We start from the raw sequence: 23,747 nt of genomic DNA, 5'->3' as shown, positions 1-23,747 counted from the left end.
GAGAGCCTGAAAATGAATTTTATCTTCTTAATAACAGGAATTTTACTTGTTTTTGTTGTTGCTTTTTTAGTAAGTAACAATAGAAAACAAATACAATATAAACGTATTCTGATTATGTTAGCTGTGCAAATCATTTTAGTTTACTTCATTATGAATACTAGTATAGGGCTAATTGCGATTACTAAAATAGGAGTGTTTTTTGAAAAATTAATGGCGATTGCTGATTCAGGAATTCAATTTGTATTCGGTGGAATGGTGAATGAAGGTGCAATAACGTTTTTCTTTGTAGCGTTATTACCTCTGGTTTTTATGTCAGTTTTAATAGGAATACTTAATTATATAAAAGTATTACCATTCGTAATCAAATATATCGGTTTGGTTTTAAGTAAAATAACAGGAATGGGTAAACTAGAAAGCTATTTTGCTGTATCTACAGCTGCGCTGGGACAACCAGAAGTGTTCTTAACCATTATCAAGCAAATACCACTCTTATCTCCAAAAAGACTTTACACAATTTGTACATCAGCAATGAGTGCAGTAAGTATGGCGATGGTTGGGGCTTATATGACAATGTTAGAGCCAAAATATGTTGTAACTGCTGTTGTATTGAATATTTTTAGTGCACTCATAGTTGCTAATATTATTAACCCATATGATTTAGACGATAATGAGGATCTAATTCAAATTGAAGAAAATGAAAGAGTTCCTTTCTTCCAAATGGTTGGAGAAAGTGTAATGGATGGATTTAAAATTGTTATTATCGTTGCTGCTATGCTATTAGGGTTTATTTCCTTGATGGAATTGATCAATGTGATTTTTCTAGGTGTATTTCATGTTTCTTTCCAAACGGTTATTGGTTATATTTTTGCACCAATTGCTTTTTTAATAGGTGTTCCTTGGGCAGAAGCTGTACAAGCAGGTGGAATAATGGCGACAAAACTAGTTACAAATGAATTTGTTGCAATGTTGAATTTTGGTGAGATTTCAAACCATCTTTCCGATAAAACAGTTGCTATTGTTTCAGTTTATTTAGTTAGTTTTGCAAATTTTGGAACTGTGGGTATTGTTTCAGGTTCAATCAAATCAATCAGTGAAAAACAAGGGAGCTATGTTGCAAAATTTTCATTGAAATTATTGTTAGGTGCGACATTAGCATCTGTAATTTCAGCTACAATTATGGGTATTTTCATGTAATTTTTAGATAGAGGTGAAATATGATGATTAAAAGAAGAATTATTATGGATTGTGATCCAGGACATGATGACGCAATTGCAATTATTTTAGCTGCTGCACAACTAGAATTGGAAATTTTAGGGATTACAACAGTTTCCGGGAATGCTGAAATTGAAAAAACAACTATGAATGCATTAAAAATTTGTGATTTAGTTTCACTAACGGATGTTGTTGTTTCAAAAGGGGCAAGCGAGCCATTGATTCGATTACGAGAAACTGCACCTGGTATTCATGGAGATTCAGGTCTGGATGGTCCAGAATTGCCCGAACCTTCTCGTAGCTGGAGTGAGGAGCATGGAGCTGACACAATCGTAAGACTGTTAAAAGAGTCAAAAGAGCCTGTTACAATTCTTCCAACAGGACCATTAACAAATATTGCATTAGCTTTATCAAAAGCACCAGAAATTAAGGACAATATTGAAGAAATTGTTCTTATGGGTGGTGGAACATTTGGTAACTGGACTCCAACTGCTGAATTTAATATATGGGTTGATCCAGAAGCTGCAAAAAAAGTATTTGATAGTGGTATTCCAATAGTAGTTATGGGATTAGATATAACACATCAAGCCATAGCAACACGAGAAGTTATCGATCAAGTGAATAAAATTGATAACAATGTTGCTAAAATAGTTGGTGAATTATTAGTGTTTTTTGCATCAACATATAAGGAGATGTTCGACTTTGATGGGGCACCAGTACACGATGTATTAACTGTGGCATATTGTGTTGCACCAGAATTGTTTAAGACGAAAGATGTAAATATTACAGTGGAAACTAAAGGAGAGTTTACTGCAGGAACAACGTTAATTGATCTACATGGGGTCACTGGTAGAAAAGTTAATGCTAAGTTTGGATTAGAACTTGATGTAGAAGGTTTTTGGAAGCTAATGATTGAAGCACTTAAAAAATACTAGATTTGAGTGGTGTACTTGAAACATTAACGGAAGTATCTCATGATAAAACCCTAGATAGATTATAAGAGTCAAAAGAAAAACCCCGGTGACTATCCCGGGTAGAACTATCTTAGAAATACACCCAGCTCAACAGATAGTCTTTGCAAATGAAATTGTACCAGTAACATCGTTGAAAAAAATTCATAAGGAACAAAAACAACTCAAAGTAAAGTATGAGCAGCTAAAATTGTTTTGAAATAATAAGAAATTAATATTCAAAAGAAGAAGTAGACAATTATCCAGTAGAAAAGCCTATAAATTAGGCTTTTCAGACTGTAGACAAACTCGATGAAAATCGAGTTTGTCTACAGTTTTTTTGAGGGGTTGTAAAAATTCGACGTTGATTTCCACTCCAGGCACTCGCTTTCCGCGGGCGGTCAGGGAGCCTCCTCGGCGCCTTTGCGCCTGTGGGGTCTCCCTTGGACACGCATTTCCCGCAGGAGTCTCGCACCTTCCGTTCCAATCAACTTTGTTTTAACAATTATATATAACCACTTTTGCCTACAGTCCTTTTTGTTTTAATATAGAAGTATTAAAACTTGAGGTGATGACGATGCTTTCGAAACATAATTCTATTCAGCGAGATCAACTTGAAATGATTACTTTGGATCAACTGGTGCCAGCGAACCATTTGGTTCGTAAAATTGAGGGGGCCATTGACTTCACTTTCATTTATGACTTGGTGAAAGAGATGTATTCAGAGATAGGGCGCCCAAGTATTGATCCAGTTATTTTAGTTAAATTGACATTCATTCAATATACCTTCGGTATTCGTTCGATGCGTAAAACGATTGAAGAAGTTGAAACGAATATGGCTTACCGTTGGTTTTTAGGTTACGGTTTCCATGATAAAGTACCTCACTTCTCAACGTTCGGGAAAAATTATGAGCGTCGCTTTAAAGATACAGACCTGTTTGAACGGATTTTTTATCGTATCTTAATGACAGCTTCAGAAAGAAAGTTAATAAGTGCAGAGCACGTATTCGTTGATTCAACACATGTGAAAGCCAGTGCGAATAAGCGAAAATTCGAAAAGAAAATCGTTCGTAAGGAAACACGAGCATATCAAGGACGCCTTCAAGAAGAAATAAATCAAGATCGTGAAAACAATGGAAAGAAGCCTTTTCCACCGGATAAATTTGATAAAGAAGAAACCAAAGAAATTAAAGAAAGTACAACTGACCCTGAGAGTGGCTACTATGTAAAAGATGAACGAACAAAACAGTTTGCCTATTCATTTCATGCGGCTGCGGACCGCAACGGTTTTGTGCTGGGGACGATTGTAACAAAGGGAAATACGCATGATAGTCATATCTTAGAGCCTCTTGTTGAACAAGTGATTGAGAAAGTTGGAAAACCTGAAGCTGTTGCCGCAGATGCAGCTTACAAAACACCAGCCATTACAAGCTACCTTTTTGGGAAAGAAATCACACCAGCTTTACCCTATACACGTCCACGAACAAAAGAAGGGTTCTTTCGCAAGCATGACTATGTTTACGATGAACATTTTGATTGTTATCTCTGCCCATCGGGCGAGATTTTAAAGTACTCAACAACAAATAAAGAGGGCTATCGCGAGTACAAATCACCCAAACACACTTGTGCGACATGCTCATTTTTATCACAGTGTACAGTAAGCAAAGACCATCAAAAAGTGGTGACACGCCATATCTGGCAAAATTATATGGAAGAAGCAGATCATCTGCGTCATCACAAGGATGTAAAACCTATATATGCGAAACGTAAAGAAACAATAGAGCGTGTATTCGCAGATGCAAAAGAAAAGCATGGTATGCGTTGGACTACTTTAAGGGGACTTAAAAAATTGTCGATGCAGGCGATGCTTACTTTCGCTGCCATGAATTTAAAGAAGATAGCCAATTGGACATGGCAAGGTCCAAGAATGGCTTAATAAAGTGGGCTCGTAGAGGCCCAATCTCTTAATCTTGAGCAAAATTCAAAGGGAATTTCAAAAGGGGTCCGGAATTAAAACATTCCGAACCCCTTTTGTCTACAAACTGAAAAGCCTATAAATTAGGCTTTTTTTATCTGTTTTTAAATTAAAGCAGGGGTCTCAGTAAATAATGGTTGGTATTAGATGCTCGATAATATATATGAGGTAAAATTAATTTTTACCAAAAAAATATTTTTTACCATCTTTTTTAAAAATGATATAATTTTCTTAAAATTATATTTATTTAAAAAAGGACTGGTGGAGAGTATGCTGACATTTGGTACAGTTATAAAGCAAAATGCAAGTAAGTACAAAAATAAGCCGGCTGTTATTTTTCAAAATACGATCAATACATATGAAGAGTTAAACATTCGCGCGAACAAATTTGGAAACGCTTTCTTGGATCGTAGCTTTCAAAAAGGCGATAAAGTAGCTGTCATGTTAAAGAACCATGCTGCTTATGTCGAGATCATTGCCGGGCTGTCCAAAATCGGAGTCATCATTGTACCGATAAACTATCGCCTGGTTGGACAGGAAGTAGAATATATACTAAGAAACTCTGAAAGCCGGGGATTCATTATTTCAGAAGAATATGAAGGTATTGCACAAGAGTTGCTCCCAAGAAACTCTCAATTAGACACCGTACTGGTAGTGGGCGGTGCGTCCAATGAAATTTTGGAAGGGTATGTAGATTTTCTTGCTTCAGGCTGTGATGCGGAGCCGAACATTGAGGTTCATGAGAAAGATACTTTCTATTTGGGCTACACTTCCGGTACGACCGGAAAGCCAAAAGGAGTGGTCATTTCCCATCGGTCCCGAATACTGACAGGAATGGCGGCAGCTTATGAATACAAGATTGGCGAATCAGATATTCACCTTGTTGCAGGGCCCATATATCATGCAGCCCCTTGGATTTTTCTTGTCATGCAGCTGCTCGTGGGTGGCACCCTTGTCATTCATGAATCATTTAATGCAGAACAAGTGCTTGAAGACATTGAGCGATACCAGATAACAAACACGTTCCTTGCACCCACGATGTACAATTTCTTGATCAACACGAAGGAAGAAATAAAAGCAAAGCATGACATCTCCTCTATGCGTGTGTTGGTTTCAGCAGGCTCGCCGCTGCCGACACAAACAAAACTGGATATTCTGGACTTTTTCAAAAATGCCGATTTGAACGAATTTTACGGTTCGACTGAAAGTGCGATTACACTGAACATTAAACCAGGTGACATTCGCCGGAAGGAACGTTCAGTGGGACATCCTTTCCCTCTTGTGGAATGTTTAATTTTGGATGACGAGAAGAACCCGATTTCGAACGGTGAAGTAGGGGAGCTATATTTTAAATCACCGTACAACTTAGACGGTTATTATAACAATCCGGATGCTGACGCCGCTTCGTTTTATCATGGTTTTTTTACAGTGGGAGATATGGCGCTACAGGATGAGGATGGATTTTACTATATTGTGGACCGAAAGAAAGACATGCTGATCAGCGGCGGCGTTAATATTTATCCGCGTGAAATTGAGGAAGTCCTTTATTCACATCCCGGGATTCTCGATGTTGCGGTGATTGGTGTACCTGATGCCGTGTGGGGGGAATCGGTTAAAGCCATTGTTGTACAAAGGGAAGGGGCTAATCTTATAGCAGAAGATATCATTGGTTACTGCGAAGGAAAATTAGCCGGCTATAAGAAACCAAAATCAGTAGACTTTGTACATGAGCTCCCACGAAACCCATCGGGGAAAATATTAAAAACAACATTGCGGGATTCCTTTGCAAACGAAAGAAAGGGAATCTTTCATATAAATTAATTTTTTCTATTACCGAAACAAGATGAAAAGCAACTGCGTTGATTAGGCAGTTGCTTTTTTTATAAAATAGACTATCGCTAATAGGTTTAAATAACAGCCTTTGCTCCTTGTGAGTAAAAGGCTGTTTTAGAGGATAAGGGGAGTATTCTGTTAAATAAGTTTATAAACACCTATAAAAAAAGTTATAGTGTTGAATTTTTTTAGTCAATAACTCTAGTTTTTCTCAACTACAATACAAGCCATTTTATATAAAAGTCATATCATGTATAGAAGGCAGGATATGATCGATATTACGGCCCTTTTTCGCCTGGGGATTTCATGAAATTTACCTATACTCAAAAAATCATCTAGGAATCGATGCTTTTTTTTCTCCTGTCTTTGTCACTGGATGTGAAGTGGAAGAGGAGGTGGAGATAAATAAGTATCAATTAAAAAAAGGAATGTGTTCCTGGTAAGCCAGTATGTAATGAACCGAAAGCCCGAGTATTTCTATAATATATAGTCTTTTAAGCCTGAACGATTGAAATTAATTTTGTGGAAACCATCCGGATATATGCCTACTTTTCATTTTGCGAAGGTCCGAGAGATTGTATTGGTAATAATTTTGCATTGATGAAAGCAGTGCTTGTGCTTGCGACTATTGCAAAGCGGTACAAGCTAAGGGTAGCTTCGAATCATCATGAAGTAAAGCCCCATCCATCTATTACCCTCAGGCCAAGCGAGGATTGCGCATGATCGTAGAAAAAAGAAATGAATTCGGTCGGCTATCAACAAGTAGCAAAATAAATAATTTCTCAACGCTCCAATATAAACAGCTAGAACACAATCTTTTACTTAGTGACTCTTCTAAGTATATGTTTTTCAATATCCCTGGAAATATCATTCTATAGTTACAAATTTTTAAAAAAAGGAGACGTTTAGGGGATGTGCCTAATTAACAATGGTAATGAAAGAATACAGTCTAATGAAAGTTCTATGTTGTCCCGTGAAGAGATAAAATCCATTGAACCCTGGATATCTCAAATGGGAAAATACCAATTTTTTAAAACGGCAAAACAAAAAATGGTTACTGCTAAAAAAACTCTAAAATTCAAGTATAAAATGATTGGATATGGTTATAACAGAATTGTCTATGATCTCAATAATGGCTATATCTTAAAAATTGCACTGTGTGAAGTAGGATTAATAGGCAACGCAAATGAAGCATACATTTATTATAACTGCAATGAGGAAGCCCAAAAGTACCTATGTCCGGTTAAGGAGTTTGGGTCTGGCTGGATTATTATGAAGAAGATGGGCACAAAAGTGCCACTTGCAATCATGGAATATACGAAACTAATCGAGTTGGAATTAAAATTCCTAAGATACGGCATTATTCCAATAGATTTGCGGTTAGATAATGTCGCATTTTCCGAGGATAATGAAATGGTTGTCATTGATTACGGCCTATTCACCATGGATCTCAAAAGCCCTGTGTTGCGTTGGTTCGATTGACGATGGGGGGAATGACCCAATCAAATGGTGCTGCTGACAGCATAAGATTTTTTATCGGTTCATTAGCAAATGAAGCATAGATGACAGCCATTGGGCTTCCAAGACAGGAATCCCAGAATAGGAATCTCTTCCGCTCTAGAATGCCTTAACGACTTCTGTAGCCCTTTTGAATATAATCCACAATATAGTTATTCATGCTGGTATATCCATCTTCATACCCATAAAGGTCGGCACCAATAAGAAATGAAACCCCGGTTACTGTTTTCCTAGTTTTAAAAGTAGGGATGGAAAATGTTCTTGATCTATTCACCCGGTATGGAATCATCCAGCTGGAAACACATGACTTAGGGATGGCTTCACAGGTGTTTGCGTTGTTTTGTCTTATTTAAAACAAATGGATGTTGGACAAGTAAGGGAATATTAACTAGATTACTAACTTTTTTTTCATCTTGAGGGACTAGCCGTTACAAGTAAGGACATTCATTAATAAAATAAAGAAAAGATGAAAGGAGTGTTATTTATGAGAAGAAGAATTCGCATCAGAAACCCTTTTTTTCGTTTATTAAAAGAGAGCCAGTTACTTCACTCGAGTATTGTTGATCAACATATTGAATTCTTACGTAAAGTAAGAGACTCTATAAAGTAAAGAGTCAGTTCTAGCTGGGGATAACAAAAACTGAAGACTACAACCAGCCGCCCTAGAAGTTGGTTGTGGTTTTTAGATATAAGCCCAGTTTTCTAGATGTATAGTCGCATTACTTCTCGATTGAGTTGTTTTGACTTAACCATAATTTCAAAGAAACGCTTTGTGAAGAATATATGATTGAAACTTCAAAACCTAATTCAAACCATATTGAAATTTTCCAAGTTACTAATAAACATGGTGTAGGAAACTAGTGTTATGTAATTTCGTTCAATGAAAATATTGATGGTAAAGAGTTACCTTTACTTACTTCTCTAGGACACGCCGTAGGTTATGGCTTTCCTTCCATCGTTTCGTGTATACCCAACAAACTTAGAGTTAATATTGTTTCATGGACACATTTTAGTTAGTCCTTACAATGATTTTTGAAAGGATGTGTCTGTCTTGGAACGAAAGAATTCAGGTAAAAAATATACTATTTTTGTCTTCTCATCCATTGTGTTGCAACCCATTTTTCGCCAGTTATAACTGGCGCTCCACCATGTAATGTTAGTTCGTTTATGTTTTTATCAGTATAGAAATATTCGAAATACACCGCCATTCCTTTTCGTGGGGATACTGAAAGATTTAGTTTAGGAAAAAAAGTTTCTCCTCCATGCTCCACATCATTTAAGTACATGACGATTGTGCTAATTCTATTATTTTTTGTTGCTTTACTTGAAGATGTAAAAAAATCAAAATGAGCTTTATACTCTTGACCAGGAGTATATTTAAGAATTTGAATACCATCCCCATGTTCAATGGGTATATTCATAATAGATGATACTCTTTTTTCAATTTTGGTAATGATGTCATTTTCATTATCTTGAAAATACATACTACTACTTGTTCTTATCTCATTTACTTCGTGTGTAACTCCAATTTTAGAACGATGCATTTTGTCTTTTGACAATCTAATTAGTTCGTCACATTCTTCGTCACTCAAAACATTTCCTAAAATTACTATTAGTGGTTCTTCTAATCTAGCAATTATATTAATTTCTCTATCTTCTGTTTTGATTTTATTTCCAATGTGATTAAAAATAGTTTGTTCTTTACTAATTGATTTTTTACTATCAATTGTCAACTTTCATCGACTCCTTAAAAGATTTAATTTTCAGAATGATTAATTTGTTTTGTTTGTAAGAGATTATCTATGATAATTATATCATGAACCCCATTATATAACTGTTTCTTATTCAATTAACGGGTGCGTCGTATTATAAGGTCGACCAGTAAAAATTACTGGTTGACCTTTTTTTAATAGATTCTATGATATCAGTATCCTGGGGAGGACGTACGGGTGCGTGCGATGTTTAATTTGTGTGTGCTTTATTACAAAGAGGATTTTGACCCTCATGAAATTAGAGAAATTCACCTTTAGACCTTCGGAATTTGTCAAGACAACAGAAAATCGTAACGAATATATGTATGTGGAAGCTAAACTTCATTTTCGCACATTGATATTAAAGGAATATCCCACTTCAGAGGCCGGATTAACAGCCGGGCAAAGTAGACTAGCAAAAACATAATGGACTCCGCATCTCGAAATCCATTGTTTCGTAAATAATCTCATAAATCCTTTGTTTTTTAAGGAGAGTTGGTTAAGAAAAAAACTTTGTAATAACTCTAAATTGCTTTCCGAATATTATCTATTATTTTTGTTTATGTAATCCGGCCAAGTGGTGAGGAACTCTAATTCTCTAAGGCATTATTTTATTGAATTTATTGTATTTAAGACGCAGCAAACAGCAAACTTGAATAATAGCAGTATACAGTACGGTACAACAAGTAGCAGGTGCAATCGGTACAGCTATTTTTGTTACATTAATGACAACGTATGCTGCAGATCGTACGACAGAACTAAGTCATACAATGGATGCTGCAATAGCAGGCTAACAAGTTTTACTGGATGCCATTAACTATACCTCACTTGTAACAATTGGATTAGCTATTGTTGCAACAATTTTCTCACTCTTTATCCGTAAACATATGCACGAAGAAATTTAAAATGGGGAGTCTATACTTCTATGAAAAATAATTGCCTTATTTATAAAACCTTAAATACGAATTTTAAAAGAGTAATCATAATTCAAAGAAATAGAGTTAAGTACTATAGTGGCTTTTATTATGTGTAGACCAATTTATAGTAATAGATTATGAAACTTCGAATCTTAAACAAATGGGGGCATTGATCCAAGAACGGTTAATGCTCTTTATTTGTACTAACGGTACAGGATTGTAAATAAAAAGAGTTTAAAATATAGGAAATAACTTTTCCACAAAGTACCTCTATTTTATAACTATTCTCCATAGTAAACTAGTAAAGTTAAATTTATCAAAATTTAAGGAGAATAAAATAATAGTGAAAAAATTCTTTGGATGTCTTATTATGTTCTGCCTTCTTTGTATTTGTCTCTTTCCAACCAGTGGTAAAGCATCAAGTAATACACTTTACATAGGTTCTGTTAAAGCGGGTACTACAAAGGTTTATAGTTCTCCTAAACTAGGTTCCACTATACTAATGACCTTAAAAAAAGGTGAGGAGTTTCCCATCATTTCTTCTGTCGTTGGAGATTCTACGAAGCCTATTATACATAAAGTAAAGACTGGAAACACATTATGGAAAGTAGCAAATCAATATGGAGTTTCAGTAAGTGAGTTACAGAAAGAAAACAAATTAACCTCTTCCGAAATTAATGTTGGCCAAAACCTGAAGATTCCCCAAAAGTATAAGATCCATAAGGTTGTATCAGGAGATACATTGTGGAAGATTTCTACTAAATATGAGGTAACCACAAGTGATTTGACGAAATTAAATAACTTACGAACAGTTACCCTTAAAGTTGGTCAAAAATTGAAGATTCCCGATTATTACTACCAGGTTCAACTGCTTGATGGTAAAAAGGGATGGATAAAGAAATCTCTACTTCAAAAAAAGAAGCAAAGCCTTATCGTCATGGGCTGGAAGCATAATGGATCGAAAGAAAACTACACCCAACAACTTAAACACCCCAATTTAAATGTAGTATCTCCTCGTTCCTATACGCTGAAGGATTCCGGTAATTTCGTATCCGTTTCTGTCGATACAAAATACGTTCAATACGCTCATAAACAAGGAAAACAAGTTTGGCAACTTATCGGTAATAAATTTGACCCTGTTTTAACTGGTTCTATACTAGGCAGTACAAAAAAACGTCAAAAATTAGTTTCAGCTTTACGTGATTCACTTGTTAAAACTAAAAGTGATGGAATAAATGTAGATTTTGAAAACATCGATCCAAAAAATAAGAAGGACTTTGTACTTTTCATAGGCGAACTAAAAAAGGCCCTAAAACCACATGGTATTAAACTATCGGTGGATGTCACTCGAGAAAATGACGACCCTTTTTGGTCAAAAAGTCTAGATAGGAAAGAACTTGGCAAAATAGCAGACTATATAATCATAATGGGTTATGACGAGCATTGGGGAGGGAGCCCAGTAGCCGGGTCCGTTTCCTCGTTACCTTGGATCAAAGAAGGAACTAAGCTTTTAATGAAAGAAGTACCTGCTCATAAGATAATATTGGCTGTACCATTTTATACGAGAGAATGGGTAACCGATCTATCGACCAATAAAGTGAAAAGTCATGACCGTACCATGGCTGAGGTCAACAAAATCATTTCATCTCATGGACTTAAAAAGGTATGGGATAAAAAGACATCACAAAATTACGTGGAGTATACTTCCAAAGGGAAAAAGCATCAAATATGGATAGAAGATAAAAAATCGATGAAGCTTCGGCTTGATCTGGTAAAACAAAATCATTTAGGCGGTGTATCTGCTTGGTACATTGGATCAGAAACACCTGACATTTGGGATGTATTTCATTTTAATCATTAGTGTAACAGAAAAACCTTCGGATAATGGAGGCTGTTCAGCTTGTAGAATACGGTCCTTTTTAGGGTCTAAATCTGCAAGCTTTTTTTGTGTAATTAAAAATAACAAATTACAGATAAAAGTAGTATAAACAATTTGAAGGAGGAATGAATAATGGCCATTAGGAAATTAACTAAAGTCGCCAATAGCTTGGGTATTACGTTTCCAGTTGAAATGTTGAAAACTGCAAATTTAGCTTTTGGAGACGAATTAGAAGTTGAGTTCAAGGGTGAAGAAATCATTTTAAGGAAAAATAAAAATGTGAAATTACCTAAAGGTGTAGATGTAGAATTTATGGAAATATTTCCAAACGTTATTAAAGGACATGACGAAGCATTCAAGGGATTGGTGGATAGATAATATGACGTTGGATAATTATCTATTTTTCCACTAATCAAATTATTGCTATCGATGCCATTCAATAAAAGTTTATTCTCCTACTGAATCAATCGGAGTAAAAGATCCAGGTTTCCTTGATTCTGTATTGAGCAGACCCAGACAAACTGTTAAGACCTCTCTTAATTTCCTTTATACCCTTAATATTGTATATGAATGTTAATAACGAAAAAGCTGACTACAAAAGCCCGGTCAAGACGGCTCCTTTAATCAGCTTTTCTTTTTTCGCTATAGCATCCAACCAGTTTGAATTAATTCCGACATGACTGTATCCTGAAATCAAACATGTATATTGAGTTGCTTACGGAGTCGTTGCATTTCAGAATTAAAATAGGCTTTACTGTAATCACATCCGACAATAGCAACGATATTGCCGTCATCATCAATAATTGGCGCAAAGCTTGTTTTCCACTCACCGTACCTGTCTTCGTAAATGGGAGTAACACCCGCTTTACCATTAAACGCCTGGTAAGCGACATTAACCATTTCCGGGGGACCAATATATTCTTCCCCCGGTTCAATTACAAAGCCTTTGTCTGCAACGAGGTGAATCAGACGTCCATCCTCCGTCATGATAAATATAAAGACCCATTCAATTACGCCTTCCTTTTCTTGAATCATGGTAAGCTTTTGTTTTAATTTCTGGGAATAGGAAGTTTGCCGGTTCATATTTTTTTGTAGACTGATAACCTCTTCAGCTGGAATGATAGCTGCGGTTACAGCGGCAACGGAACGAAGCCGTTGATTTATTTGTTCTTCCAAAATGGCCCGTTTATTCACTGGTGAAAAGCGTGCCTCTTCAATTTTATTACGTAATTTTTTATATTTCCTACTCATCGTCGGCTGGCTGACTTCCAATACCTTTGCCGCTAGTTTTAATGATTTGTATTGTTCCATTGCCATGTTGATCAGTTGTTCCTCCACAAGTTCGACTGCTTCTTGCAAAGGCATTAGAAAATCGATAACAGGTAGTGAAGTGGGTTTGGGCCCTTTAAAAGGGAGGACCTCTTTAACCAAAGCAACATCCACTTCCGGTATTCCGCTTGTAATCACAAGCCTCTCAACTGTATTTTCAAGTTCGCGCACGTTACCGGGCCATTGATAGATACATAGCAAGTCGATTGCATCCGGGGTGACGGCTACATTTCGATTGTACAGTGTATTGTACTTTTGTAAAAAAAATTGAACCAGGTGAGGGATTTCATCTACACGATTCCTAAGCGGCGGAAGATGGATAGGTACGACATGAAGACGATAATATAAGTCTTCTCGAAATTCACCTTTTTTCACCATTTTTTCGAGCGATTTATTTGTTGCGGCAATCACTTGAATATCAACAGGGTGTGAGGTCGTACTTCCTATTGGTGTGACCACGCGTTCCTGAAGGACGCGAAGCAGTTTTACCTGTACGTTAAGCGGTAACTCGCCCACTTCATCCAAGAATAAGATACCCTTATGGGCCAGTGTGAATTTCCCTTTGGCGCCGTCTTTCCGTGCGCTGGTAAAAGCCCCTTCTACATAGCCAAACAGTTCGCTTTCAATCAGGTTTTCCGGGATGGCGCCGCAATTGACAGGTATAAATGGACCGTCGCTTCTGTTACCCATATTATGTATGGCCCTGGCGGCTATTTCCTTTCCTACACCGGATTCCCCCAATAAAAGGACTGTTGCGCTGACATCACAAACCATTTGCATTTTATGAAGAACATCAAGCATGGGTTTACTGCGGATCACAAATGGAAAAGATGGCTTCTTTGATTCCAACAAAGGCCCCGATTGCCTCATTGATGTATCTGGATAAGAGTCTTTAATTTCTTTGTAGGCCCAGACCCATGCCCCAAATTCAATCGGGTACGCCGTCATCAGCATCTCTGGCCCCTGCCATGAGGGCTGCATGAAAGATCTTTTTTCATTTTTGCCCATTACCTCTTCTGCCAAGCTTGTAGAAAATAAATCTTGTTCAACATCCTTGATGGAACCACCGACATTAGCGGATTTGACTGTATGGAATAATGAATTCCCTGTTCCAATCGATTTCAGTATGGTGCCATTATTATCTGTCACAATAAGCTGATCGTAAATAGACAAGAGTGCAGAGGTGAAGTGATCCATTTATGTCTACCTGCCTTTCATTAAACTTCATAGTTTTATATTACAGAAATTTCACAATTGTTCAATAGTTTCAAAAATGAATATTCTTCCTATTGAAAACCCTGTAAGCATAGTGTTTCTGATTGGCATGGTAATTGCTATAAAGTAAAGAGAAGGGACTAAAATGCATGCTTGCAAAGGAGGGAGAACTATTTTGAATAAAGAGAATCAGTTTCAACAGAATATCAATTCTGAAGATCCCTTTATTAAAAACCTATATTCAGATTTGAATGAGCGGATCAATGCGTATGAGCAGGAAGATGCCGTGAAAATCGACAAAATGAAATGGAAGGATGCGACAGGTTCTATTTTTTTCATGATTTTAATCATCGTTTACCTCATCTATTCACTTGTTTAAAGTAGTTTTGTTTAGATCACCCAAAACAATAACAGCCTTATTTACAAGCAATACAATCATTATTTTATAGTTGGGAGAGAAGCGTGTGAGTAAAGAGAATTCCTCCATTTCAAAGGATGTGGCCTTTGGCTTTTTACCGGCAAGTAAAAATGACCGGATTTTTAATCTTCGGGATTTAATTTTAGTTCAGGTTGTTATTGGCCTCTCATCTTTTGGGCTGTTAACTGGTGGATACACAGGTACAATGCTTGATGCGAAGCAGTCACTCGCAGCGATTTTATTCGGTAACGCCTTCCCTATGCTGTTGATTGTTCCCATTACCCTTTATTTTGCGCGTTATGGCATAGACACTTTTGTAGGGTTTCGAAGTTCACTAGGGTATCTAGGATCCAATATCTTTTTCTTTGTTTTTCTTATTTTAACTCTCGGCTACATTTCCATTGCGCTTTTTATGTCTGGACAGGCTTTAGCAGAGGCTGCTAATTGGATGGGGATGCCCGCCATTTTCTCAAGCCAAGCAACGGGAGCGCCGTTTTTCTCGATTTTACTCTTTATCTGTGCATTTCTTGTAACGGTGAGGGGACCGGTAGCGATTCAAAAATATACCGCAGTAGCCGTTCCGGTTTTTATGGTTCTCATGTTTGGCCTTCTCGCAATAGTCTTGTTTGGACAGGGATTCACGAAAGTTGCCAATATACTTCCTTCTGAACCGTTTGAAATGACTTCTCGATCATTCGCGACAGCCCTGGAATTAAATATCGGTCTCGGGTTTTCATGGCTTCCGTACCTTGGTCAATACAGCCGTTTATCTAAAACAGAAGGAGGCGCATTTAAAGCAGGATTCTACAGCTTTGGAATCATCGTCTGTATCGCTGCATTAGTCGGGGCCCTTGCTGCATTAGTCGCTGGATCACTTAATCCTTCTGACTGGATGTTTTCAATTGCAGGAAGTTGGGGCGGATTCATCGGCTTGATTTTACTTTCGGTAGGGAATGTCGGTGCAGCCATTTTCCTTATGTACTCACAAGCTGTCAGCTTTAAAACTGTATTCCCGAAAAAGTCATGGATGATTGCGATGGGTACAACGGTACCGACTATATTCCTACTTCTAAGCTCAACGTTCTACGATGCATTTGGTTCATTCATTGCTGTCATTTCTTTTATTATGGCTGTTCTTGGCGGCATTGTCGTTGCAGATTACTTTTTTGTAAAGCGCCAACGCATTTCGATAAGGGATTTGTATGACACGCAAGGCTCTTATACCTATTGGAAAGGCATTAACCCGTCGGCCGTTCTCACGGTGGTCATAGGAACGATCGTTTACTGGGCACTCTATAATCCATTGACTTTTGAAGCAAGTGACTTTTTCCTTTATACGGCTGCCGGAATTCCAACATACTTTGTCGCTTTAGTCACCTATTATGTTTCATCTAAATACATTTTCCGTTTTGAAGTTGACATGGAGCGTCCATCCGTTGAATTAAAGGAAGCTAAATAGAAAAAAACGCACTTTAAAGAATCTAGGGAACGAGAGGAGATTGTTCAATGTTTACACAAAGTTTAGATTTCAAAACAACTGATTTAGATACATTCCCATTTCCATTCACTTCAGGTAACTATCGTTATTCAAACGACTTGAAAAGACTCTCAAACATTAACTGTATTGAAGTTACACCAGAATACAAACTCCAAGTGGAAACGAAGCGTCGTCTCCTTCAAGAACAGCCGCATATAAGGTTTCAATCTTTTTCACACACATTAGAAATGCAATGGGAAGTATTGGAAATGCTAATCGACATGGCAACTGATCGCTATCCGGAGCATTTCGAGGTCATTAAAGATGGAGACAACTGGACCTTCAAGAACCACATTTTCGGGGAATCCGATTCATTTGTGTATGGCGATGCCAGCACACTTCCAAATGAGCCGCTTGATTATATAGGCCGCCATTTCCACAATGATTTTGTTTTAATGGTTCATCGCGATAGTAATTTCTATTTGGAAGTGGGGCAGGTTTCATACGCCGCACTCTTCTCGGCTAACTGGAATAAAGGCATGTCTTTCGATGAAATCCATGCACCTGTTCCATTTGTATCGCGGAAAGGTGATGAACTGGCAGATCGCGTTCGTAAGTTTTTATTATCCATCGAGCCAGGAAAGCCATGGACACGCATCAACTGGAACCTGATGGCGAACCGTTGGGATGTCAACTATGAAACGATGGATGTGTGGGAGCCGCAGCGTTCTGAGATAACACCAGAAAATGCAGGAAAGCTGGTTCGTTTGCGTGTTGAAGAACAAAAATTTTATCGCATGCCACGAAGCAATGCCATTCTATTCGTATTGAACACACAGTTCCTGCCACTTGAAGATTTGACATTGCGCAAGGAGTGGTTTGATCTGACATATAGCGTGCTGCAGGATATTCCAGAACCTATGGCAGAATACAAAGGGATCGCCCCGTTTCTTCCGCAATCAGTCGAATATTTGAGACGCATTGATGAAGAACAAAAAGCAAAAATAAACAATAAGTAGGAGGAAGAGGGCCTTGTACAATAGTCCAGTATTGTTTGATAAATCTGTTACGATCGTAAATCAATTTACTCCTCGGAATGAACGAAGAAAGTTTGTCGTCATTTCAGATCAAGCCGGATACGAAAAGGCTAAGAGTTTCACTTCTGAAATCGCAGGTACAGTGCCTGTCGAATATCTTTCTATTAACGGAATGCAAGATAAAGAGGAGATTAAGAGATTCATCTTGTCACAAAAGATGGGCACACAATTTTATATTGCGGCTGCATGGAACAATGCCGTTATGGTCTTCTCGCTGGGGGTAGAAGCTGGTCTATCTGAAGCTGAGATCCAGACGGTGATTATCGGGCCTAAACGACGTTACGTATATTGCATGAAATGTTTCGAAGTGTCGGAAGTCGAAGAAGAAGCAGAGATTGCAGAATGTGACCATTGCAGAGCCAGTCTTGAAATAGGTCCTTTTTATTCAATCGTACGGGAAGGCTATATTGGTTACCCATTCATCCCAATCGGAAAAGAAGAAGAAGTAGGGAGCTGAACATCATGCGGGTAGTAGGAAATATTCAAATGAAAGTAAATAAGATCATTCAAGAAACTCCATTCGTGAAACAGTTCGAGTTAATTCCAGTTGATGGAAAACCGTTGCCTGCATTTACAGGCGGTGCGCATTTGACCACTTTCATGCCGGCCGGGGATACGATTTTCGAGAGAGAATATTCCCTTATCAGCAACCCAAGGGACCGTAAAAAATATGCAATTTCCATTCGGCGTGATGAGACGTCACGCGGAGGTTCTGCTTTCTGGCATGAACATGTAAAGGTAGATTCCAGGTTGGAAGTCAGTTTCCCTAAAAACAACTTCCCTCTCAGCTTTCGAGCTAAGCATCATGCTTTTTATGCAGCTGGAATTGGCATCACCCCATTTCTGGCAATGATGGAAGACATGGCTGCCGATGGGCAAACCTTCGAACTCCATTATGCAGCACGCACACCGGAATTATGTCCTTTTTATGATCTGCTGAAAGCCAAATATCCTGATCAATGTACCTTTTATTTTTCGCAGGCAGAAGACAAACGCAGAATGTTACCAGAGACGATGATGGATCATCGCATTGGCACACATGTATATTTTTGCGGACCACTCGAGATGGTACAAGAGTATCGAAAAGCTGCCAGTTCATATGGTTATCCGGAACACGCGATCCACTTCGAATTATTTGCGACAAAAAATGATGGGCCGCAAGAACCTTTCATTGTCGATCTTACAGACAGCGATCGGTCCATTCACGTTCATGAAGGTGAAACACTGCTTGATGCGCTTTTAAGGGAAGGAATTGATGCACCTTATTCTTGTAAAGTGGGCGGGTGCGGAAGTTGTGAGATAGATGTTGCAGAAGGTGAAGTGGATCACCGGGATAACTTCCTTAGCGAAGAAAACCGTCAAACACGCAAGTCAATCCTGACTTGCTGCTCACGTGCGAAGGACGACAGACTTGTCTTAAAACTTTAACGATTCCGTACAGGTAAAATTTAAAAAATAATGAAAACCGGAGGCATAAAACATGACAATTTTAGAAACGGCAGTTTTAGAGCTTAAAAATTACATCGACGGTAAGTGGCAGACCTCATCTTCATATGAAGTAATCCCGGTAATTAATCCTGCAACACAGGAAGTCATTGCAAGGGCTCCGCGTGCTACCAAGGAAGATACAGAAAATGCAATCTCAGTAGCGAAAGCAGCTTTTGAAAGTGGAATCTGGTCAGGTCTAACAGCACAGGAGCGTGCTTCCTACCTATATAAAATTGCGGATAAAATTGATGAACGTGCGGAAGAGTTAACGATTCTTGAAACAATGGACAACGGGAAACTTAAAGCAGAGGCGGGCTTCGATATTGCCGATGCCGCCGCGTGTTTCCGTTACTACGCTGGCTTAATCCTTCATCCAGAAGGTGAAACTTACCAAGTTCCCGGTCCCGTGCAAGCGATGGTTGTTCGTGAGCCAGTAGGTGTAGCCGGTTTGATTGTACCTTGGAATTTCCCTCTTTTAATGAGTGTCTGGAAAATCGCACCCGCCCTTGCGGCAGGTAACACCATTGTATATAAACCGGCTGAATTGACACCTGTAACAGCAATGAAATTATTTGAAATCCTAGAGGAAGTAGGTATCCCTAAAGGTGTGGCTAATATGGTGATGGGCCGCGGCACTGTTGTCGGTCAGACCATTGCAGAAAGTAAGGATGTTGACATTGTTTCATTTACAGGAAGTACGGATGTTGGCCGCTCTATCATGAAAGCGGCCGCGGGCAACTTAAAGAAAATTTCCCTTGAGCTTGGCGGTAAATCGCCTAACATCGTTTTTGCAGATGCAGATTTAGAGACAGCCGTCGATTACGGATTATTTGGCATCTTCTTCGGTGCCGGTCAAGTATGTTCATCAGGTAGCCGAATTCTAGTTGAAGAAAGTATTTATGATGAATATGTAAAACGCTATGTGGAACGCGCAAATAAAATCAAAGTTGGACCTGGCCTTGCAGAAGACAGCAATATGGGGGCAATTGTCAGCGAAGCGCAATTGAATAGCATTTTGAACTATATTGAAATCGGGAAACAGGAAGGTGCGACACTTGCAGCAGGCGGTTGCCGTCTTGTTGATGAGGGCCTTGACAAAGGATTCTTCATTGCACCGACTGTCTTCACCGATGTAACACCTGACATGCGCATCGTACAAGAGGAAATCTTTGGTCCAGTTGTTGTCATCCAAAAGTTTAAAGATGAAGAAGAAGCTATTAAACTTGCAAATGATACAGACTACGGTCTTGCAGGCGGCGTTTTCTCTAACGATGGGGCTAAAGGACTTCGTGTGATCAAGAAAGTACGGGCAGGCATTACATGGGTAAATGATTATCATCCCACATATGTCGAGGCGCCATGGGGCGGTTACAAACAGAGCGGGATTGGACGCAGTTTAGGAAAATACGGCTTAGACGAATACCAAGAAATTAAACAAATCAACATTAATCTCGATGTAAAGCCGGTCGGCTGGTTTCCAAATTAAGTATATATAATTTGAGAAGTAGCAATCAATTTAATCAAATCAAAAAACCTAATCCAAATACGGATTAGGTTTTTTCAAATTGTCGATAAACCTTTTAAAGCCCTCAAAAAGGAAGTTAAAGATGTTCTTAATATTTCTTAATCTTATTAATAACTGAGGGCAACTATATGTATTTTAGATTCAGTTTAAAATCATACATAAGCTTATTAAGAAGATAATTATTCCACAAACGGGCCTGAAGATTAGAGCTGTCTTTAAGGCATTAACTTCTTTATATAACTATCGGGGCAGGATAGTTCGACAATCTATTGGGATTTCGTGGTAATTCACGTTAAGGTAGGAGGATGAGAGATGACATACGCAGTAATTATTTTAGTAATTGGAATAATAATAGCTATTTTTCTAAGTATCAAGAAACCAAATAAATCGAAGTACAGCATTTGGGGGATAACTATAATGTTCCCTATTCTTTTTATAGCTGGGGTAGTCCTTTTTTGGATAGGCGATTGATAAAAGAAATCTAAACAATTTATTTCTTCAATTAAAGGGGCAGTTTTCCTGTTATGAATGAAAATGAGATTTGAACACAAAAAGACCTCTTGATATGATGGAAGTGTCCCAAAGCTCGCCAGCGAAACGGATAAATACATCAAAACCAGGAGGCCAAATATGAAGTATAACCAAAATAAAAAAATCTCTTAAATTACTTCTGAAACACTTTTTGTCGGTGTCGGTATCGCAAAATTCAAACATGTAGCCAGAGCTCAAGACTTTAACAATGCATGTTTTCTATTCGCTTATTCGTAGTCTTTACACATAATTATTAGATTTTTTTGTGTGTTACAATAAAGACATCGGCATACACTGTCTCTTATTTTCTAACGAGAAACTTAGATAAAGAGTAACATTTTAGAATTAAAAGCTATAACACTACATTTATAGAAAGGGGAAAAGAACATGAATGAGATTAGAAATATTTATTGCGTTGGTCGAAACTACGTAGCACATGCAAAGGAATTAAATAATGAGGTACCTACTTCCCCATTTCTATTTTCTAAGCCTACCCATGCCTACATGGAAGCAAATGGTCAAGAGATTTACCTGCCTGGCAATCGTGGTTCTGTCCATTTCGAAACTGAACTTGTCATAAAGATTGGAAGACAACATGAAGTAGGCATGAAGGTAGATGAAGTGATAGAAAGTATGGGGATTGGGATCGATTTTACTTTACGGGAAGTTCAAAGTGAACTTAAGAAAAAGGGGCATCCATGGTTACTTGCAAAAGGGTTCCCTAATTCGGCTATTGTGAGTGAATTCGTTGTTTTTCCAGGAATAGAAGAAATAAAAAAAGTAGATTTCATGCTAATTAAAAATGGGGAGAAGGTTCAGCAAGGAAATATTAAAAATATGATTTTTGATTTGCAGACAATCGTGGATTTCACGGCCCTACACTTTGGATTGGGTGAAGGTGACATAATCTTTACGGGAACACCTGAAGGAGTTGGACCAGTTTTAGACGGAGATCATTTATCATTGGTATGGGATAATAAAGTTCTCGGTGAATGTTGTATTAAATTAGCTTAATTCAGTTTTCTTATATTTTTAACTATTAAATTTATCATAATATGAGATTCTAGATCTCGCTGTGTGGCGTATTTGTATTTAAAAAGGAGCGATTTAATGAGTATAATCCAACCTAATATACTTGTCTTTAGCCCTATGCAAACAGATGTTGAGACTTATGCTGAAAGTATTCGCAATGATGGGTTTATGTCAGTAAAGACAGCTACAACTTTGGATGAAGTTGAAAAATATTTACCTGGTACTGAAGTTATTTTGGGATGGAACTTCCCCACACATCTACTAAGTAAACCAATTGCCTCATCTGTCCGCTGGTTTCAGTCATTGGGAGCCGGAGTCAATGATTTAATTGAAGACAAATCTATACCTGAGAGCATTATATTAACCCGAATTGTCAACCAATTTGGTACTTATATTTCTGAATATGTATTTTCGTTTCTCTTGTACATAGTGAAAGACAATCCCCGTATGAGACAATCACAAATGGAACGGAGATGGGATCCTTTCATTTCTGAAACTCTGAAAGGGAAAACAATCGGGGTAGCCGGACTCGGATCGATTGGTGCCGAAATTGTACGTAAAGCTCGAGTGTTTGATATGAATGTACATGGATTAAGCTTTAGCGGAAAACAAGCATCATTAGTGGACTGTCACTTTACTCCAGATCAATTGAGTGAATTTGTAAAAGATCTAGATTATTTGGTCCTAACCCTTCCTTTAACGGATTCCACACATCATATTATGACTAGGGACCTCCTTTTAGCAATGAAACCAAAAGCTTGTCTTATCAATGTTGGCCGTGGATTATTAATTGATGAAGAGAATTTAATATCTATTATGCAATCAGGACATCTTCAGACAGCCATCCTTGATGTTTTTGAGACAGAACCGTTACCTAAAGACCATGTCTTCTGGACAATGCCGAATGTATATGTCACTTCTCATCTGTCAGGACCGAGTACTATTGAAGGCGTAAGCAGTTTTTTTATTGGAAATTTAAAGCGATTTTTAAGTGAACAGCCGTTACATGGAATGGTAGATCGGAAACGAGGATATTAACTAGAAGCATGAATAAACCGCTTTGAATCAATATTCAAACGGTTTATTCATGTCGTCTATTAACTCTTCAGATATTCCTTTTGTTAAACAACCGTTGAGAAAGACTTCTAGGACAAAGTTAAAAACTTCACTTGCTTTGAATTCACAACAATAGAAATAATCAGACTCAAATGGGCTAAATTTTGATAGAAGTTATACTGTACGCTAAGTATTATTCGACAATAAAAATGATGAATTTCCGAACGCTAAGGCAGTTCCATAAAGGCACTTTGATTTTGAAATGACTTTTGGAGCTAATTTCCATACCGGATTAAGCTTATCTTGAACAGTACCATAAACGAACGTTATTGGTACTTTGTTGTTATACCAAGGATTCAACGCTTAGCGTACATTTTAGCCAAAAAGATGGTGGGGCCCCTTATAGAAGTTTGGTCAACATTACCAACGTCTTTCTACTTTTTCGTAGAACGGCATTTACTTTAACATTGCTTTGTTGTTTACCAGACAACTGAGCAGCTATATTTTGTTGAGAGCCATTCCTGTCCCTTAAAACATTAGGGAA

The 23,747-nt window shown here is 37.8% G+C and carries 20 protein-coding genes; 18 read left to right on the top strand and 2 right to left on the bottom strand.

The window, feature by feature from the left end; genetic code table 11:
• The first annotated feature begins 12 nt into the window (after positions 1-12).
• The 6 genes from JFV29_RS15510 to JFV29_RS15485 all read left to right on the top strand — a co-directional run bounded on the left by JFV29_RS15510 (position 13) and on the right by JFV29_RS15485 (position 7,452).
• Positions 13-1,194 (top strand): NupC/NupG family nucleoside CNT transporter, encoded by a 1,182-nt coding sequence (locus tag JFV29_RS15510; protein WP_201185046.1) that lies wholly within the window; start codon positions 13-15, stop codon positions 1,192-1,194.
• A gap of 23 nt (positions 1,195-1,217) precedes the next feature.
• Positions 1,218-2,147, top strand: coding sequence for a nucleoside hydrolase (locus JFV29_RS15505; RefSeq protein WP_201185044.1), 930 nt, complete (start codon positions 1,218-1,220; stop codon positions 2,145-2,147).
• Positions 2,148-2,739: 592 nt separating this feature from the next.
• Positions 2,740-4,098, top strand: a complete 1,359-nt coding sequence (locus JFV29_RS15500) for an IS1182 family transposase (protein ID WP_201185041.1) — start codon at positions 2,740-2,742, stop codon at positions 4,096-4,098.
• A gap of 309 nt (positions 4,099-4,407) precedes the next feature.
• Positions 4,408-5,958 (top strand): class I adenylate-forming enzyme family protein, encoded by a 1,551-nt coding sequence (locus JFV29_RS15495; RefSeq protein ID WP_201185040.1) that lies wholly within the window; start codon positions 4,408-4,410, stop codon positions 5,956-5,958.
• 534 nt (positions 5,959-6,492) lie between these two features.
• On the top strand, positions 6,493-6,693 hold the full coding sequence (locus JFV29_RS31435) for a cytochrome P450 (protein WP_309557761.1): 201 nt from the start codon (positions 6,493-6,495) through the stop codon (positions 6,691-6,693).
• Between the two features lie 189 nt (positions 6,694-6,882).
• Entirely contained in the window at positions 6,883-7,452 is a 570-nt protein-coding gene (locus JFV29_RS15485) for a hypothetical protein (RefSeq protein ID WP_201185039.1), read from the top strand.
• Positions 7,453-8,570: 1,118 nt separating this feature from the next.
• Here the strand turns inward: JFV29_RS15485 and JFV29_RS15480 are convergent.
• On the bottom strand, positions 8,571-9,221 hold the full coding sequence (locus tag JFV29_RS15480) for a 2OG-Fe(II) oxygenase (RefSeq protein ID WP_201185038.1): 651 nt from the start codon (positions 9,219-9,221) through the stop codon (positions 8,571-8,573).
• Between the two features lie 271 nt (positions 9,222-9,492).
• Between JFV29_RS15480 and JFV29_RS15475 the strand changes: the two genes are divergently transcribed.
• The 3 genes from JFV29_RS15475 to JFV29_RS15465 all read left to right on the top strand — a co-directional run bounded on the left by JFV29_RS15475 (position 9,493) and on the right by JFV29_RS15465 (position 12,413).
• A complete protein-coding gene (locus JFV29_RS15475; RefSeq protein WP_201185036.1) occupies positions 9,493-9,666 on the top strand; it encodes a hypothetical protein in 174 nt (57 codons plus the stop codon).
• Positions 9,667-10,658: 992 nt separating this feature from the next.
• Positions 10,659-12,017, top strand: coding sequence for a LysM peptidoglycan-binding domain-containing protein (locus JFV29_RS15470; RefSeq protein ID WP_242486897.1), 1,359 nt, complete (start codon positions 10,659-10,661; stop codon positions 12,015-12,017).
• A 150-nt stretch (positions 12,018-12,167) separates the two neighbouring features.
• Complete coding sequence (locus JFV29_RS15465; RefSeq protein WP_201185035.1) at positions 12,168-12,413, top strand: AbrB/MazE/SpoVT family DNA-binding domain-containing protein; 246 nt, start codon at positions 12,168-12,170, stop codon at positions 12,411-12,413.
• Positions 12,414-12,728: 315 nt separating this feature from the next.
• Here JFV29_RS15465 and JFV29_RS15460 read toward each other — a convergent pair whose 3' ends face one another.
• On the bottom strand, positions 12,729-14,561 hold the full coding sequence (locus tag JFV29_RS15460) for a sigma 54-interacting transcriptional regulator (RefSeq protein ID WP_201185034.1): 1,833 nt from the start codon (positions 14,559-14,561) through the stop codon (positions 12,729-12,731).
• Positions 14,562-14,754: 193 nt separating this feature from the next.
• Here JFV29_RS15460 and JFV29_RS15455 point away from each other — a divergent pair, with 193 nt between their 5' ends.
• The 9 genes from JFV29_RS15455 to JFV29_RS15415 all read left to right on the top strand — a co-directional run bounded on the left by JFV29_RS15455 (position 14,755) and on the right by JFV29_RS15415 (position 23,185).
• Complete coding sequence (locus JFV29_RS15455; RefSeq protein ID WP_201185033.1) at positions 14,755-14,958, top strand: hypothetical protein; 204 nt, start codon at positions 14,755-14,757, stop codon at positions 14,956-14,958.
• Positions 14,959-15,043: 85 nt separating this feature from the next.
• Positions 15,044-16,456: a purine-cytosine permease family protein gene (locus JFV29_RS15450; protein ID WP_201185032.1), complete on the top strand. Its 1,413-nt coding sequence runs from the start codon at positions 15,044-15,046 to the stop codon at positions 16,454-16,456.
• Positions 16,457-16,503: 47 nt separating this feature from the next.
• Entirely contained in the window at positions 16,504-17,493 is a 990-nt protein-coding gene (locus JFV29_RS15445) for a heme-dependent oxidative N-demethylase family protein (protein ID WP_201185031.1), read from the top strand.
• 13 nt (positions 17,494-17,506) lie between these two features.
• The gene (locus JFV29_RS15440; protein ID WP_201185029.1) at positions 17,507-18,028 is read left to right on the top strand and encodes a hypothetical protein; all 522 of its coding nucleotides are present in this window, start codon (positions 17,507-17,509) and stop codon (positions 18,026-18,028) included.
• A gap of 5 nt (positions 18,029-18,033) precedes the next feature.
• On the top strand, positions 18,034-18,999 hold the full coding sequence (locus JFV29_RS15435) for a PDR/VanB family oxidoreductase (RefSeq protein WP_242486896.1): 966 nt from the start codon (positions 18,034-18,036) through the stop codon (positions 18,997-18,999).
• 52 nt (positions 19,000-19,051) lie between these two features.
• Positions 19,052-20,545 carry an aldehyde dehydrogenase family protein gene (locus tag JFV29_RS15430; RefSeq protein ID WP_201185028.1) on the top strand — a complete coding sequence of 498 codons (1,494 nt, stop codon included), beginning with the start codon at positions 19,052-19,054 and terminating at the stop codon, positions 20,543-20,545.
• A 351-nt stretch (positions 20,546-20,896) separates the two neighbouring features.
• A complete protein-coding gene (locus tag JFV29_RS15425) occupies positions 20,897-21,055 on the top strand; it encodes a hypothetical protein (protein WP_201185027.1) in 159 nt (52 codons plus the stop codon).
• A gap of 447 nt (positions 21,056-21,502) precedes the next feature.
• Entirely contained in the window at positions 21,503-22,129 is a 627-nt protein-coding gene (locus JFV29_RS15420; RefSeq protein WP_056529834.1) for a fumarylacetoacetate hydrolase family protein, read from the top strand.
• 96 nt (positions 22,130-22,225) lie between these two features.
• A complete protein-coding gene (locus JFV29_RS15415; protein WP_201185026.1) occupies positions 22,226-23,185 on the top strand; it encodes a D-2-hydroxyacid dehydrogenase in 960 nt (319 codons plus the stop codon).
• Positions 23,186-23,747: the final 562 nt, after the last annotated feature.

The sequence above is a fragment of the Peribacillus sp. TH16 genome (genome assembly GCF_016651095.1).
Taxonomy (GTDB): Bacteria; Bacillota; Bacilli; order Bacillales; family DSM-1321; genus Peribacillus; species Peribacillus butanolivorans.
Note: the sequence above shows the minus strand (reverse complement) of the source record. Positions and strands in the feature narration are given on the sequence as shown.